Origin of the sequence: Paenibacillus dakarensis (assembly GCF_001373415.1) — a bacterium.
Classification (GTDB): Bacteria; Bacillota; Bacilli; order Paenibacillales; family Paenibacillaceae; genus Paenibacillus_AQ; species Paenibacillus_AQ dakarensis.
This window is the reverse complement of record NZ_CDSE01000018.1, coordinates 42,538-58,873: the sequence shown is the minus strand read 5'-3', so window position 1 is coordinate 58,873 and position 16,336 is coordinate 42,538. Positions and strand designations below refer to the sequence as shown.

13 protein-coding genes are annotated in these 16,336 nt (G+C 48.8%); all 13 read left to right on the top strand.

The features are described 5' to 3' along the window. Nucleotides 1-32: 32 nt before the first annotated feature. On the top strand, nucleotides 33-908 hold the full coding sequence (locus tag BN1234_RS05200; protein WP_054955597.1) for a carbohydrate ABC transporter permease: 876 nt from the start codon (nucleotides 33-35) through the stop codon (nucleotides 906-908). Between the two features lie 86 nt (nucleotides 909-994). Beyond that, complete coding sequence (locus tag BN1234_RS05195) at nucleotides 995-2,590, top strand: extracellular solute-binding protein (RefSeq protein WP_054955596.1); 1,596 nt, start codon at nucleotides 995-997, stop codon at nucleotides 2,588-2,590. Nucleotides 2,591-2,712: 122 nt separating this feature from the next. Further along, nucleotides 2,713-4,422 carry a polysaccharide deacetylase family protein gene (locus tag BN1234_RS05190; protein ID WP_245640096.1) on the top strand — a complete coding sequence of 570 codons (1,710 nt, stop codon included), beginning with the start codon at nucleotides 2,713-2,715 and terminating at the stop codon, nucleotides 4,420-4,422. Between the two features lie 20 nt (nucleotides 4,423-4,442). Further along, on the top strand, nucleotides 4,443-5,681 hold the full coding sequence (locus BN1234_RS05185) for a DegT/DnrJ/EryC1/StrS family aminotransferase (RefSeq protein ID WP_054955595.1): 1,239 nt from the start codon (nucleotides 4,443-4,445) through the stop codon (nucleotides 5,679-5,681). Continuing rightward, entirely contained in the window at nucleotides 5,662-7,575 is a 1,914-nt protein-coding gene (locus BN1234_RS05180) for an NHL repeat-containing protein (protein ID WP_054955594.1), read from the top strand. Before BN1234_RS05185 ends, BN1234_RS05180 begins: the two co-directional genes overlap by 20 nt. After that, a complete protein-coding gene (locus tag BN1234_RS05175; RefSeq protein WP_054955593.1) occupies nucleotides 7,562-8,593 on the top strand; it encodes an alpha/beta hydrolase family protein in 1,032 nt (343 codons plus the stop codon). Before BN1234_RS05180 ends, BN1234_RS05175 begins: the two co-directional genes overlap by 14 nt. A gap of 90 nt (nucleotides 8,594-8,683) precedes the next feature. Continuing rightward, nucleotides 8,684-10,135, top strand: a complete 1,452-nt coding sequence (locus tag BN1234_RS05170) for an extracellular solute-binding protein (RefSeq protein WP_054955592.1) — start codon at nucleotides 8,684-8,686, stop codon at nucleotides 10,133-10,135. A gap of 459 nt (nucleotides 10,136-10,594) precedes the next feature. Further along, entirely contained in the window at nucleotides 10,595-11,119 is a 525-nt protein-coding gene (locus BN1234_RS05165; RefSeq protein WP_170307990.1) for an AAA family ATPase, read from the top strand. 82 nt (nucleotides 11,120-11,201) lie between these two features. Continuing rightward, the gene (locus BN1234_RS05160; RefSeq protein ID WP_054955630.1) at nucleotides 11,202-11,936 is read left to right on the top strand and encodes a GNAT family N-acetyltransferase; all 735 of its coding nucleotides are present in this window, start codon (nucleotides 11,202-11,204) and stop codon (nucleotides 11,934-11,936) included. Continuing rightward, complete coding sequence (locus BN1234_RS05155) at nucleotides 11,917-12,435, top strand: GNAT family N-acetyltransferase (RefSeq protein WP_054955590.1); 519 nt, start codon at nucleotides 11,917-11,919, stop codon at nucleotides 12,433-12,435. Before BN1234_RS05160 ends, BN1234_RS05155 begins: the two co-directional genes overlap by 20 nt. 190 nt (nucleotides 12,436-12,625) lie before the next feature. Further along, nucleotides 12,626-13,594 carry an ABC transporter permease gene (locus BN1234_RS05150; RefSeq protein ID WP_054955589.1) on the top strand — a complete coding sequence of 323 codons (969 nt, stop codon included), beginning with the start codon at nucleotides 12,626-12,628 and terminating at the stop codon, nucleotides 13,592-13,594. An 18-nt stretch (nucleotides 13,595-13,612) separates the two neighbouring features. After that, entirely contained in the window at nucleotides 13,613-14,503 is an 891-nt protein-coding gene (locus BN1234_RS05145; RefSeq protein WP_054955588.1) for a carbohydrate ABC transporter permease, read from the top strand. Between the two features lie 115 nt (nucleotides 14,504-14,618). Next, nucleotides 14,619-16,307, top strand: coding sequence for a type 2 periplasmic-binding domain-containing protein (locus BN1234_RS05140; RefSeq protein WP_054955587.1), 1,689 nt, complete (start codon nucleotides 14,619-14,621; stop codon nucleotides 16,305-16,307). Nucleotides 16,308-16,336 lie beyond the last annotated feature (29 nt).

Here is a 16,336-nt window from a genome sequence, read left to right as displayed (position 1 = left end):
CACTTCGATTCAATCAGGGAGGAGATCGACATATGAAGCAAAAATCCATTGCTGACCGCCTGTTCAACGGGGTAAATATCAGTCTGCTGATTCTCATATCCACGGTCATGCTGTTTCCGTTTTTATATTTGTTCTCGGTATCATTTTCCTCGTTCGAGGACTTTCTGGGCAGCAAGCTGCTGCTGTGGCCTTCCAACTGGACGACTGATGCCTATGAATATATCTGGGGTTCCAGGACGTTTCGGCAGGCATTGCTGAACACGGCGCTGGTGACTGTGCTCGGTACCTTCGTCAATCTGTTTTTTACGTCAACGATGGCCTATGCATTATCCCGGCCGATACTAGGCCAGCGCACTGTCATGTTTATGGTTGTATTTGCTCTTCTGTTCTCAGCCGGGATGATTCCAACCTATCTGATTGTCCAGGAAACAGGGCTGCTGGATTCGATCTGGTCGCTTATCTTGCCGGTGGCCATCGCTCCGTTCAATCTGATCGTCATCCGCCAGTTCTTCATGAACATTCCGGGCGACATGATTGAAGCAGGTATTGTGGACGGCGCGAATGATCTGCAGATTTTTGGACGCATCATCCTGCCTCTCTCGAAGCCTGCATTAGCAGCATTCAGTCTGTTTTATGCGGTGACACACTGGAACAACTACTTTGCGCCGATTCTGTACATCAATGATCCGTCCAAATGGACGATTCAGGTTGTGCTTAGACAGATTGTCGTAGTAGGGGAAACAACAGGCACGCTTGGGGGAGACAACATGTTCCTTGATAATCCGCCGCCTCCGGAGACGATCCAGATGGCCGCCATTTTGATGGCAACCCTGCCGATCCTGATCGTGTATCCGTTTTTGCAAAAGCATTTCGCCAAGGGCGTTATGCTGGGCGCCGTAAAAGGTTGATGACTTCGAATGGCCGCTTATGGCGGCTGTCGAATGATTCATAGATGGAGGATACTCCGACAAAGAAAATGAATGGGGGAAAGCTCATGTTAAAGAAACGCAGACTTACCGCGGTGATGGCAGCACTGCTCTCTATCAGTCTGGCCGCATGCAGTCAGCCGAAAGCCGAGGAAAAACCTGAAACGACTACGCCTCAAGGAGAGAAAAACCCGCAGCAGGTAGAGCAGACATACACGATCACAACGATTGATTTCAGGTACGGAGATCCACCGCCGACTTCGAGTCCTGGACTCGACATGATTAACGAGAAATTCAAGGTGGATTACAAGCCGGTTTTTGTGCCGAATACCGCCTTTGATGAAAAGATTAACGCTGTATTCGCCTCGGGCAAAATTCCCGATGTGATCGGACTTATGTCTGCAGATATCAAGAACCGCTATAATAAATTTGCGAAGCAGGGGGCTTTCCTTGACCTCGAGCCTTATATTCAGGAATACCCGTCACTTAAAGTGGTGCCTGAATTTATTTGGGACTCCATGCGTGTGGACGGTAAGATTTATGCCATCCCCCAATATTCTCCGAAGTATCAGGTCGTGACCGTCATCCGCAAGGATTGGCTCGACAAGCTGAACCTGAAAACACCTACGAACTATGAAGAGCTCAAGGAAGTAGCGTTGGCATTTACGAATGGCGATCCGGACGGTAACAACAAGAAGGATACATATGGTATCGCTATTGGCCAGGACATTAATCCGAACTTTAACCAGGGACCATACTGGGACCCGGATGCCTGGTACCACCAGGACGCACAGGGAAACTTCATCCCGGGCATTATTGGCGAAGGCCGCCGGGAAATCATTACAATGCTGTCTGACTTATACAAGCAGGGAGCAATGACGAAGGACTACGCGATCCTGAACTGGGGAGATACCAACAAAGAGTTTTATTCCGGCAAAGCAGGCATATTCATCGGTACACCGCGCGGCATGTCGCAGGATTACATGAACGGCCTGCTGCAAATCCATCCGGATGCCCAGTTTGTCAGCCTGGCTCCTTTCGAGGATAAATACGGGAACAAGGGCCTTACTTCCGGAGCGGGTTACAACGGAATTACCGTGCTCAGCGCGAAGCTTGCGGATGAACCGGAAAAGCTGAAGAAAATTTTGGAGATGATCGATTTCGGTCGCCAGTTCTATCCGCAGGATCAGCGGAACGACAAAAACGCCGATTTTGATTGGTGGTCCGGTAAAGTCGGGGTAGGTTATGATATGAAGGATGGTGTGCCGGTCAACAAGGAGAATTTTGCATCGGACGGACTTGCGCCTTCCACTTACTATGTAGACAACACTTCATGGGCACCGCAGGATTTCGATAATGATTACTCGATTACGTACCAGACGAAGCAGCTGTCTGATCTGGTGGAAGAGATCGAATCGATGTACAAGGAAATCAAGCTGTACGCTAATCCGATCAACGGGCTGGAGTCGCAGGCGGACAATACGAAAGGTGCTGAGCTGAGAAAATACGTCATGGATGAGCAGGTGAAGATGATTGCAGGCACCCGTCCGGTATCCGATTGGGATAAACTCGTCCAGGAGTATTTGGATAAAGGCGGAGCACAGATTATTCAGGAGTACAACGCGAATATCAAAGAGAAGGATCAAAAAGCACTTTTTAAGTAAGATGGTTTAGATAATGCTTTTATAAATGTTCAGTAGGATTGCGGGGGCAAATCATTTTGCCCCTGTTCTCATTGGATAATCGACACCTATTAGAATATGCGGGCCGGAAGAGGGAGAGATGTATGGTGAGAAAGTCAGCAAAAATCGGTTTGTGGTTTAACAAACAGTCGGCGGAATACTTGTGGGGACACGGACAAAATCTGTTTCAGCTTTATTTGGAAGAGGTGCTTGGGCATGCGGGTATCCCTTACGCAAGATTTGATAATGCCGAATCACTTGAGGCTTACGCTCCCGATCTAATCGTGGTATTGCACGCGGGGGAGAAGGAAGAGGATCTGAAACGTCTGGAGCAATGGGCAAGCCGCGGGGCGACGGTTATTAGCTATGGTGGATTAAATCGCATGGCCGGACGGCTGGGCTGCCGCCGGGTTGTGATCCGGGACGCGGTGTACGCCGACCTTTCGGGATTGCGATTAGCGGAGGGTATACCGGTACTAAGAGCGGTAAGCAGCGATCCATGGACGGTTATAGAGGAGCCTGTCATGCCTATTCAAGCGGATGGCGTTCTTCGCAGGCTCCGGAAAAATGGCGCTGAAGCGGCAAAGGCTGTACTGAAGTTTCCGCTCGGCGAAGGCCGGCTGATTCGCTGGAATGTGGATATTCCTGCGAATATCGTTATGCTGCAGCAGGGGAGCGGTCCGGTTGTCCAGGACGGCATTCCCGCAACGGATGGCACGGGAGCGGTGGATGAGGGCATTTTGAAGGCAGATGACGGTTGTGAGCTGGACTGGGATGAGGACCGTTTAGTGACGGAAACCGGAATGCCTTATTTTAATATCCCGTATGCAGACTGGTGGCGTGAGGCGATTGTCCGTCAGTTGATGGAGGAAGCGGACGACCTCGGACTTGCTCTTCCTTTTCTGGATTATTGGCCGGAAGGCGTCAATCAGGTTGCTATGATTTCGCATGACAGCGACTTCAATATAGAGGAGGCGGGACGGACAACGCTGAAGGTGCTTAAGGAAAGCGGCGCCCGCTCGACCTGGTGCATGATCGAACCGGGTTATTCCGCGTCGCTGTACGAGGAAATCCAGGCTGCCGGACATGAGCTGGCATTTCATTATAATGCGCTGGAGCAGGAGGATGGCATATGGAGCGCGGAGGAATTCTCCCGTCAGCTGAATGTGATCCGGAGTACCAGCGGAGCTGAGATCGTATCGAACAAAAACCACTATACCCGCTTTGAAGGGTGGGGAGAATTTTACGAATGGTGTGAACAGAACGGCATTGAAGCGGATCAATCCCGAGGGCCGAGCAAAAAAGGAAATGTCGGTTTTCCGTTCGGCACCTGCCATCCATATTACCCTATCGCTCAATCTGATGACCGTAACCGGTTTTACCGGGTACTGCAAATCGGCTTTCTCACTCAGGACCTTGAGCATCCAACACTCTCTGATGTGTCGGTCATAGCCCCGTTTCTGGAAAAGGTGGCTGAAGTTCGCGGTGTTGCCCATTTTCTGTTTCACCAGCAGCATATCCATAACCTGGAGCAGGTCCGAAATGCGCTGTCGTTGGCTATTGAAACCGCAAAGCGTCTCGGATATACGTTCTGGACGTGTGAGGAGATTACCCGGTGGGAGCAGGCAAGAAGAGCTGCTGTACTTCGAATAGACGCTGACGGCACGTTCATCGCTGAAAATCTTCCGCAAGGTGCGGTCGTCCGATTGCCGCTAAACGGTGAGAATAACGGACAATTACGCATGAACATGGAAACCCGCTTTGGGCGGCCGTGCGCTGAAATGGCCAGCGTAGTGAACACAGCAGCTGAATAACGACGAGGAGGAATCAGAACGTGGAAACGATAGCGATTCATGGGGGAGTGCCGGTCAAGACCGGCTCTTTTGGCACAGGCAAAAGATTCGGGGAAGAGGAAGCAGCCCATCTGCTCGAAGCGCTGGAGCAGAACACGCTCTTTTATCATTTCGGCTCAAAGGTAAAGCAGTTTTTGGCTGATTTCAATGCCATGTATGGTCGTGAATACAGCGTAGCCACCTCCTCCGGGACTGCAGCGCTTCATGTCGCGCTTGGAGCGGCCGGCGTATCTGTTGGGGATGAGGTTATCACAAGCCCGATTACGGACCAGGGAACGCTGATCGGTATTCTGTATCAGAATGCGATTCCGGTGTTTGCCGATCTGGAGCCGAATACCTACAATATGGATCCAGCCTCTATTGAGGCGTGTATTTCGCCTAGAACAAAGGCGATTCTCGTCGTTCATCTTGCGGGGTATCCGTGCGATATGGACCCGATCATGGAGATCGCGAAGAAGCACGGTATCAAGGTTATCGAGGACTGCGCGCAAGCTTATCTGACCAGGTATAAGGGAAGACTGACCGGGACCATAGGGGATTACGGCTGCTTCAGCACAAACGATTTCAAGCATATCTCCACTGGAGACGGGGGCATGGTCCTGATCAATTCAGGGAAACGCGAGGATTACGAAACCGCTCATGCCTTTGCAGACAAAAACTACCGCCGACTTGGCACCATTGTTGAACGGGGAACGAGCTACATTGCACCGAACTACCGGATGACCGAGCTGCAGGGAGCCGTCGGTATCGCTCAACTTAAAAAGCTGCCCTGGATTTGCGGGCAGCGGCAGCAATTCGGCGAGCGGCTCAATGAAGGATTGAAAGGGATCCAGGGTGTTATTCCGCCGGAGTACGCTCCGGAGCATGAGTGTACATACTGGTTCTACATGCTGCGGCTGGATCTGGATCAACTGACCTGCAGCCGCGATGAATTTTGTAACGCGCTTGAAGCGGAAGGTATCCCGAACCGTGCCGGCTATATCCCGCAGGTATGCTATCTGCAGCCGTTATTCCAGAAGAAGCAGGCTTATCTGGGAAGCCATTTTCCATTTGACGGCAGCAGCGTGTCCTATGAGCAGGGCCTTTGTCCGGTCGCGGAAGAGATTTTGCAAACGGCAGTGCAGATTCCGCTGAATGAGTTTTATTCGCCGGAGGATATTGAGGACATTATTCAAGCGGTTGCCAAGGTGGGCGCCTATTATGCCAAAAGCGATGAGTAATACAGACGGCGTGAAAGTGCCTGAGACGAGTGAGAGCTTTGAGTCGAATGAGAGCTTTGAACGGATCGGAGTTCCTGCAGATGTGGACGAAAGCCGATCTGCGGCGGTGTGCCGCCGAGATGATGGATCAGAACGCATTGTCATCGCAGCCCGGAGCTATGTGCTGATTGTGGACCCGGAAACGGGAGGCTGTACCCAGCTTTATTTTCCGGAAGGGGAGGGCCAGTATCCCTATGCATCGACCAGTGATTCCCGCGGATGGTTCTACACGGGTGCGGGGAGCTATTGTTACGTTGTGGATCCGTTCATTCCAGCATTTGTGGGGCAGTTTAGTGTACCCGAAGGGGAAGATGGAGCCGGGTTTGCATTTGCCGTCCGTGGGGATGGACGGGTTTATGCAACTACCTACCCGGGAAGCTATCTGGTTGAGCTGGATGCTGCGGCCGATTCTTCCCATACATTATGCAGGCTGGATTCCGAAAGGAAGTACGCGATGACACTTGCCTGTGGAAGCGGCGGGAGGATTTATGCGGGTCTTGGCACAACATCGCCAGCCATTGCAAGCTTTCATGAAGAGACAGGCACGCTAAGGATCGTGGTTGAAGGACCTCAGGATATGCCGGGCAGTGCTGCTGTTCATCTGGGCTGCGATGGCTCCATATACGGCAGGATGCCTTCCGCTGAGGGCGGTGAAGAATGGTACCGAATGGGTGAGCACGGAGCGGAGCGGGTACCGGAAGAGGAAGTGAGCCCATCATATTACAAGGGAACAGGCTACAACAAGCTGCATATGGAGCTTGGTGGTGGGCGTACACTGCTGGAGTGGCAGCTGGCCGACAGGCAGATCATCATCCTTGAAGCGGACGGGGGTCTAAAGCGGATTCCGCTTACATACAAGGGAGGCGGTACGACGCTCTCCACGGTGTTCGGTGGTCCGGACGGTGTTCTGTACGGCACCTCCAATCACCCGCTTCACTTGATTACGTATGATCCTGACACCCGGCTTCTAACTGATTGGGGCGGTAATATTGTGGAGCGGGGAGGCGGCGGCAATATCCCTGCCTATGCGGCTCAAGACAGCATCATCGTTGGTGCGGCTTATGCCGGCGGCATGGTCTATCTGCTGGATACCACGAAGGAGCTTAGCGCGGAAGAGGGACCTCTTCGGAATCCCCGGTTAATCTATGAAAATGCAGCCGTCCACCGGCCGAGATGTGCAGCCGCCCATCCGGACGGCCGTCATGTTCTATATGGCGGATACCCCGGTTATGGAGCGGCAGGCGGAGGGCTCGGTATCGTGGATGTGCAGACCGCCCAGGTGGAGATGCTGGAGCACCGGGATACCGTCAGCGGGCAGAGCACAATTTCGCTAACGGTGCTGCCGGATGGCAGGGTATTCGGCGGTACGAGTATCGAAACTCCCGGCGGCGGAAAAAGCACGGCTGAGGAAGCGGTATTGTATGAGCTGAATTTGCCAGCCCGGAAAGTGATCCGCCAATGGAAGCCGATCCCGGGTGCAAAAGAAATTGCCCAGCTGGCTTCAGGAGAAGAAGGTATTTTATACGGCCTGACATCGGAATCCGTCTTCTTCATTTTTGATTTAAAGCTGGAACGTACTGTACATCATTTCGATCTGTCTTCCTGGGGGAGCGTTGTCCGGCAAGGGCTGCTCATGACCGAGTGGAATGGAAGTCCAATTCTTCTGGGTCTGCTGACCCGGGCTTTATTTACCGTGGATCCAGAGAGTATGCAGCCGGAGCTTCTGGACTGGCTTCCGATTGAAGCAACAACCGGGATTGCTTGCCTTAACGGAGACGTATATTTCGGGTCCGGTGCCGAGCTGTGGCGATACCGGCTGAAACAGAAGGGAGATCCGATTAATGGACCAGTATAGTGAGAAAATGAAGCCGCTATTGGAGGGAATCCATACCCTTGAAGCCTGGAGAGATAAGGAGTCCAGGGTGAGAGATCGCTGGCTGCAGCTGCTGGGTGAGTCTCCGGAGACGGTGGATTACAAGCCGAAAGCTCTTGTAGACAGTAAAGGTTACCGGATTCTCTCAAAGCATGAAGAGGAGGATCACACAAAGCTTGAGATTACTTACCTTTCCCCGGACGGGAATGAAATCCCTGCATATCTTCTGCTTCCTTCCGAGACCGACAAGTCTCCAGGCGGAATTCCAGCCGTTCTTGCTCTTCATCCGACAACCGAGAACGGCAAAAGGGATATTTGTCTGGCTTCCGGAAGAGAGAATCGCCGTTACGGACTGGAGCTGGTACAGCGTGGATTTGCCGTGCTGGCTCCGGACTCCATAACGTTCGGTGACCGGGTCTATCCAGGTGAGGAACCGTTTCAAACCGCTCCGTTCTATAAGCTGCACCCGAGATGGACCGCAGTTGGCAAAATGCTGTCCGACCACATGGCTGCGGTCGATGTGCTATCCTCGCTGCCGCAGATAAACCCAAAGAGGATCGGTGTCATTGGGCATTCGTTGGGCGGATATAACGGCTGGTTCCTGGCCGGGATAGATCAACGGGTCAAGGCGGTCGTGTCAAGCTGTGGATTTACGATGTTTCGCGGCGATCCGGACCCGAACCGCTGGGGGCTCCGCGAATGGTTCTCCCATTTTCCTTCCATTACAGAAAGCCTGAGAAAAGGCTCCCTGCCGTTCGAATGGCATGAAATTGCGGCACTGGCGGCTCCGGTACCCATGTTCATGTGGTGCGGAACGAAAGATGCTATTTTTCCGAACTGGAGGGAGATCGCAGCTGGTCTCGGGGAGCTGGACGGCTTGTATCAGTTTCTGAATGCTTCATCCGTTTTTGAATGCTGGATCGGCCATGAAGGACATGATTTTCCGCACGATATCCGGCAGCGCGCCTACGCTTTTCTTGAGAAGCAGCTTGCAGGGTAAATATATACGCTTTCTTAACCGGAGTGCATGGAATCCTTATGTTCCTCATGATATACTGAATTTTATAGACATGTATAGGAGCGGTATATATTGTTGCGAAGAAGAAATGAATTTCATGAGCGTTATGAACGCTTTGTCCAGGAATTGAGAAATGAAATTGTTACCGGTGTTCTGAAACCGGGTGAATTTATTTTGCCGGAAAATACGCTTAGCCAGAAGTATGAAATGAGCCGGGTATCGATCCGGAAGGCGCTGGAAGAGCTTGTGAACGAAGGGCTGATTGAGAAGATCGCAGGAAAGGGAAACCGTGTAAAGGAGCCGGATGAGGACAGAACGCCTGTCGTGCTGAGACTCGCCTGGTTCTCCTCTTCCTATGAGATTCCGATTGTCGAAAAAATGATCGAGGCTTTCGAGCGGAAGCATCCTTTCGTTCAGGTGGAAATGGTGCTGTATTCTGAAGACTTCTACACCGAAACGATCATTCGGTCCATTGAGGATGGACAGGGACCGGATCTGTTCATTATGTCAGACCAGCATTTCCGGGAGTGGACCGAGAGCGGGCGCACTAATCTGCTGACCGGATATATTCCTCCTCATCTTAAGGAGAAAGGGATCAGCTATCCGAAAGTGTTTGACCTGTTCAATCATAAAGGCAGCATGCTTGCAGCGCCATTCGTGTTCTCACCGGTGGTCATCTGCTACAATCGGGCGATCTTCCGTCAGCATGGACTTCCTAATGATATCAGCCTAGGCAATTGGAATGAGTTGTTGAAGGCTGCCAAAGCGTGCACATCAGCTCCTAACGAAGATGGCATGATTGATCATTATGGATTTTGCTTCTCCTCGGCTCCGAACCGGTGGCCAGTCTTTTTACTCCAAAATAACGGAAGTATCATGGCGGCAGACCGCAGCCGGAGCACGATGGCGGATCAGCGGAATATTGAAGCGCTAGAATTTTGTGTTTCGCTTATGTACAAGGAGCATGTTTCACCGATCTTTTCCCATGGAAGCAGCCATTTAGCCGAGAGGCTGTTTATGAAGGAACGGGTTGCCATGATCATGTCCACCTATTACTTCATGAATGAATTCCACGACCATTCCATCGACTGGGATGTGATGACACTGCCCAAAGGCATCAAGCCAGCCACTATGCTGCTCGGAGGGGGACTGTCAATCAGCACGGCGAGCAGTCATCAGAAAATCGCCGAGAAGCTCGTGGATTTCATGACAGGTGTTGAAGCACAGACACTGTTGAAGAAATATGGATGCACCATTCCGGTTTTACGGTCGGTGGCAGAGGATGACCGCCTGCTAAATCCGGACATTCATCCCCAGCACTATAACCGTTTTCTGGAGGTATTGCCTGACGCTTATCCGCTTCATACGCTTAACCTCAGCCAATCTGAAATATTGACACTGCTGGATGAGCTGAATCTGCTGTGGGCCGGAATGGAGACTCCGGCAGATACCTGCATCCGGATTGAGGAGTTGTTTAACAGCCGCCTTGGCCTGACGGGCGCCGGAACAGGTACGGATAAATGACGGAGCGGTGAATCCGAGCCTTTTTTTATCAAAAAAAGTTTGAAGATGAGTTTAAAAATGTTTCATCCTCTCTTGAGAGGGTAATCTTATAACAAGTGGGAAGTGGATACTATCTTCATCAGACGGATAACTGACAGATTGTCGCTTACCGAAAGGTTGTTGATACCAATGGACACTAAAGAGGAATGCATTCGAACCTGATTCGAATGATTCCGATTACGATCAAGGCAGAATGTAATTTTGCTGGAACAAGTGAATAACCGCTTCCCACGTAAAACACCGCGAAGGCTTCGCGGTGTTTTTTTTGTTAATTCAAGAACTGCAAGAACGATTTATTCCTCCATCACTTTTAACTCTTGAAGGGTAACCAGATTCGCATCTCGAATATATGGCATAATGAGTTCTTCCTTTCATCCAGGTGTTTTCTTGTGGTTAATATTCGAAAAAGGACTGAATAACATGAAAAAAACGGTTTATTTAGTTACGGGACCTCCAGGTTCAGGGAAATCTACTACCTCAAGAAGAATAGCTGAAGGATTAGAAAAAAGTGCTTATATTGAAGGGGATATTATAAACCACATGGTTATTGGAGGATACAAGAAGCCGTGGTTAAGCCCTTTTCATGTCAATCTAATATGGCTCAACATTACCACATTGGCAAAAAACTTTATTCATCAAGAACACGATGTGGTGATCGATTACATAATATTCAATGAAAACATTGATTATTTTCTGAATGAACTAAGGACTGAAGATGTTTTAGTTAAATATGTTGTCATGATAACTGATGAAGAAGAATTATTGAGAAGAGATGGCAGGCGCAGTCCTGAAGACCAAATGCAGGAAAGATGTATTATTGTACTGAAGGAGATCTTAGATCAAAACGTTCATGAAAACCATATATTAAACTCAACCCATCTTAATGTAGATGAAGTAGTAGATGAGATTGTTAATAACAAGAGATTTTTAGTAGAGATGAAATAATTTAAAAAGTGAAATAGTTATCAAGAAGCCGCTGAGATCATCTAACACAGGCTGGGCGAAGCGAAAGGAATGGGCAACGATGATTATGACACAAACAGAAATGCTGTTCATTGTGCAATCACAGCTTGCAGTTGACCTGAATTGCTCGATTGATGATCTTAACGGTGAGAAGGACAGCATTATTTTTGTTGAAGCTAAAGAAAATCCCGGACGGAGACCTTTTCCGAGAAAAACTCGTTTTTTCGAAATTGTGTCTATGGGGAAATCCATTGTAGTGTCGGCTACACCTGAACGGTTGTCAATTGCTAAAGCACAGATGCAAGGAAAGGATAGGGACATCGTATTTGCTTTGCCAATTATCCGAGGTCTTTACTTGCATTTTCTGCCGGATGTAACAAGAATAAAGCCAATGTTTTCACCCAATAATTTTTTATTTGAAGTGATTAAGCGAGAAGAAGTGGTCCATTTACTTCATGCTACAAGTTTTGATAATGCAGTTATATACGATGCAAATCTTCCATGGCAGACTGATTTGGCTGCGATTGCAAAGCAAGGAGAGAAAATTGTTGGTGTGGCAGGAGCAAGTAAGACCTGTGCAAAACTATGGCAAATTGGCATTGATGTCTTACCCGAATATCGAAATTTAGGGTTGGCTAGTTATCTTGTAAACAGGTTAACTATTGAAATATTGGAACGTGGAGAAGTACCGAGTTATGACGTAATCGCCAGTAACCTTGCTTCACAAAGAGTAGCTCAACGATCAGGGTATTCACCTGGTTGGGTGTCAGATTGGCGATGTGATTTTCCCGAATGTTGAAACCCAGAGAATATACATAAGAGAACTAACCTTAGATGATGCTGAAGCAGTTTATAGACATTTTTCCTATCCAGAGGTTACAAGGTATATGGATATTGACGCATGTCAGGATTTAAGAGAAGCAGAAGAGATGATTGCTTTTCATATAAACGATACCGGATGCAGATACGGATTATTTAATAAAGAAAATAATGAACTTATCGGAACCTGTGGTTTTCATTGCTGGTTAAATGTAAATCAGGAAACAAAAGCTGAAGTAGGTTTTGATTTATCCCCGAAATATTGGGGAAGGGGACTGATGCAGGAAGCTTTGATGGAAGTGATCCGAATTGGATTTGAGTTAATGAAGCTAGACTATATTGAAGCAACGACAGAAGTGGAAAATCTACGTTCACAGAGGCTTTTGAAGAAGATGGGATTTACGCAGGAGAGTGAACTGAAGGACAATCTTTTGTATTTTACATTGAGAGATACAGAAACAGTTAAAAAGGAAGGATAAAAGCCCGCACCCCTGGTGCGGACTTTTTTTGCGTTTTAGCAAAGGTTAACTTTACAAAAAACCGAAAAAAGCATACATCGATACGAAATCTGGAGCATTACTCTGGGCACGGAACGCAAGTAAAATGAAGTTAAGAAATGAAAGTGCTTTCAAACAACAACAGACTAGAACAGCTTGGAGGTCATAGGTGATGGAGATTAAGCCGTCAACACAGTCCGCAGCCATATTCGAAACAGAAACGCCGCCATCAACAAGGCGGAAATGGCTGAGGAAGCTTTATTCGCAAAGACATGTTCAAATTATGGGTCTGCTTGGTGTCGCCTGGATGATTATATTCAACTTTATACCCATGTACGGCGGTATCATTGCGTTCAAGGATTATGACATTATCAAAACCATTGCTGAAGCTCCATGGGTCGGACTGGAGCATTTCAAGGAATTTTTGGCTGACGAAAACTTCGGTTATGTCATGAAAAACACGCTTGGGATCAGCTTGCTGAAGCTGATGACCTTCCCGCTGCCGATCATCTTTGCCCTCTTCCTGAATGAGGTGAGATCGCTGCGGTTTAAGAAGGCAATCCAGACGATTTCCTACCTGCCTCACTTTCTTTCCTGGGTTGTGCTTGGCGGAATTCTTGCCACCTGGTTATCGGATGTGGGCATCATTAACGAAATCTTTATGGCATTGCATATTATCGACCAGCCGATTTCTTTTCTAGCCGAGCCGAAGTACTTCTGGACCATCCTGATCACTTCAGATATATGGAAAGAGCTGGGCTGGTCCGCCATCATATATCTAGCAGCTATTACGAGCATTTCACCCGAGATGTATGAAGCGGCTACCATCGATGGTGCCGGACGCTTTCAGCAGATGTGGTATGTCACCCTTCCGTCAATCAAAAGCACGATTAGTATTTTGTTTATCCTGGCTGTCAGCGGTGTGTTGAACTCTAACTTTGATCAGATCCTGGTACTTCGGAACTCGCTGAATGAAAGCGCAAGTAACGTTATCGATTATTACGTCTACTATACGGGGATCTCTTCGGGCCGTTACTCATATTCAGCGGCGATCGGATTGTTCAAGTCCGTGATTGCGCTCATGCTGCTGCTGATTGCGAACCAAGTATCCAAAAAACTCAACGACACTTCGTTGTTTTAGGCCAAGGAGGACCAACACATGATTTCACTAAGCCGTAGAACGAAAGGCGAAATCGTCTTCGATACACTGAATAATCTGACCATGCTTCTGGTCTGCTTCGTTACGCTTTACCCGATCTGGTACGTACTGGTCAATGCCTTCAATGATGGTAAGGACGCAATGCTCGGCGGAATTTACTGGTGGCCGCGAGTGTTCAGTATGGAGAATTTTGAAGCGGTATTCGACAATCCCGGTATTATGACCGCAATGGGACTCACTATTGCTAAAACCGTAGTGGGCGTGGCCGCGCATGTGTTCTTTACGTCGATGGTGGCCTATGCCTTCTCTCGCAGAGATTTAATCGGTGGGAAGCTTTACATCCTGCTGGGAACCATTACAATGATCTTTCCAGCGATGCTTATACCTAATTTCCTGCTTATTCGCAATTTGCATATGCTCGATACCTTTATGGTTTATATCATTCCAGTACTGTTCAGCTTTTTTGATCTCATTATCTTCATGACCTTCTTCCGTGAAATTCCCGATGGATTGGAGGAGGCGGCCCGTATTGACGGAGCCAATGACTGGACGGTGTTTCTTAGAGTGGTGCTGCCGGTATCCATGCCTGTTGTGGCCACCATTGCCTTGTTCCACGGGGTGTACCAATGGAATGACTATTTTACAGGAATCATCTATGTCAATAACGAGAACCTGCAGCCAATCCAGACTTTTCTTTTCCGGGTGGTGGCCCAGTCCAGCTCCAATATTATGACTACTGCCCTGCAGGGCAGCGCAATGACCAAAACAGTGACCTCACAGTCGATCAAGCTGGCGACGATGGTCGTCACGACACTGCCAATCGTATTCGCTTATCCGTTTCTGCAGCGCTATTTTGTCAAAGGAATGATGATCGGCTCTATCAAGGGCTAAACAGTAAGAATGAGGCCGGCATCACTTGCTTGCAGTAACTCCTCCGAGCCGCTATGCGGCGGCTTTGGAGTTGCACATATAGATTTTTATACAATTACGGAAAAGGGGTTAAAACATGGGCGTAAAAAGTAAGACCAAAAAGATGATGATGCTTCTGATGGCAGTCCTCATGGTTATGTCTCTGGCTGCTTGTGGCGGCAGCGGGAACGGCAATGCAGGAAAAGAAGGCGCAAATGACTCCACTGTTGATAAGCCTAAGGAGGAAACAGCAAAGCCGGCAGTGCCTCCATCGGCAGACGAACCGGGATGGAAATCCGATACGTCACCAATTACGTTTGACTGGTATCTAAACTTTGCTTGGTTCCCTAATAAATGGGGTGTTGATCCGACTTCTAAATATGTAACCAAGAAGACTGGCGTTGATGTCAATTTCATCGTTCCAGCAGGTAATGAGAATGAAAAGCTCAATACGCTGATCGCCTCGGGTAAACTGCCTGATTTCATTACACTGGGCTGGTGGGAAGACGGCGTGAAGAAAATGATTGAAGGCGACTTGGTATTACCTCTGAACAAGCTGGCGGAGGAGTACGATCCGTATTTCTTTAAAATATCTGACCCGGATAAACTGGGGTGGTATGCACAGTCTGACGGCAACACTTACGGATATCCGAACTCTTCTTCATCTCCGAAAGACTATGAGAAATATGGAGATACTTATGTATCCAACCAAACATTTGTCGTTCGCAAGGATATTTATGAAGCAATCGGCAGCCCGGATATGCGCACACCGGAAGGGTTCATTGCCGCTCTGAAGGCTGCGAAAGAGAAATTCCCGGATATCAACGGCCAGCCGCTGATCCCACTTGGTCTGCATGAATTCATTCCAACCGGCAATGATTCTCTGGAAGGTTATATTCAAAACTTCTTGGCCATTCCGAGAGAAAAAGACGGCAAGCTGTACAACCGTGAAACCGATCCGGAATATGTAGCCTGGTTGAAGACACTGCGCCAAGCCAACCAAGACGGACTCTTGGCGAAGGATATTTTTATCGATAAGCGCGCACAAATGGAAGAGAAAATTGCGCAAGGGCGTTACTTCGCGATGCTGTACCAACGCACAGACTTCGCAGCTCAACTGGGAACGCTGTACCAGCAGGATCCGAATATGGTTTACATCGCGGTTGATGGTCCAGCAAACTCTAAACTGGACCCGCCTAACCTGAACGGCCCTTCGATCTCCGGCTGGACAGTGACCCTGATCTCCAAGGATGTTAAAGACAAAGGGCGGGCTATTAAATTCCTGAGCTACTTGATGAGTGAGGAAGGACAAAAAGATCTTTTCCTGGGGGAAAAAGGCGTAAGTTATGATACAATTGATGGCAAAGACCAGTTCCTTCCAGAAGCATTCGAGCTCATGAACAAAGACCGTTCCGCATTTGACAAGCAATACGGTTCTTCCTTCACCTACTGGATGATGCAGGATACGAATATCACCCAGCAATGGGCACCTAAATCGGTTGAGCCTTACAAGCAATTGGAAGACTGGACGCGTGGTAAAACGGTGAGTGTATCCGAATTTGACCTGTTAGATCCACTAGGAACTTCGGAAGAAGGTATTATTCTTGGCAAGATCAAGGACTTGCGAGGCAAGACGCTGCCGAAGCTGTTGATGGCTCCATCCGAAGCCGAATTCGATAAAATCTGGACGGATTACATCAAGAAGCAAGAAGATCTGGGTCTTGCCAAAGTGCAGGCCTTCCAGCAAACCAAATACGAAGAAAATAAGAAGAAACTTGGCATGTAATCATTGAACTGCCCTTTACGCCCGCTAAC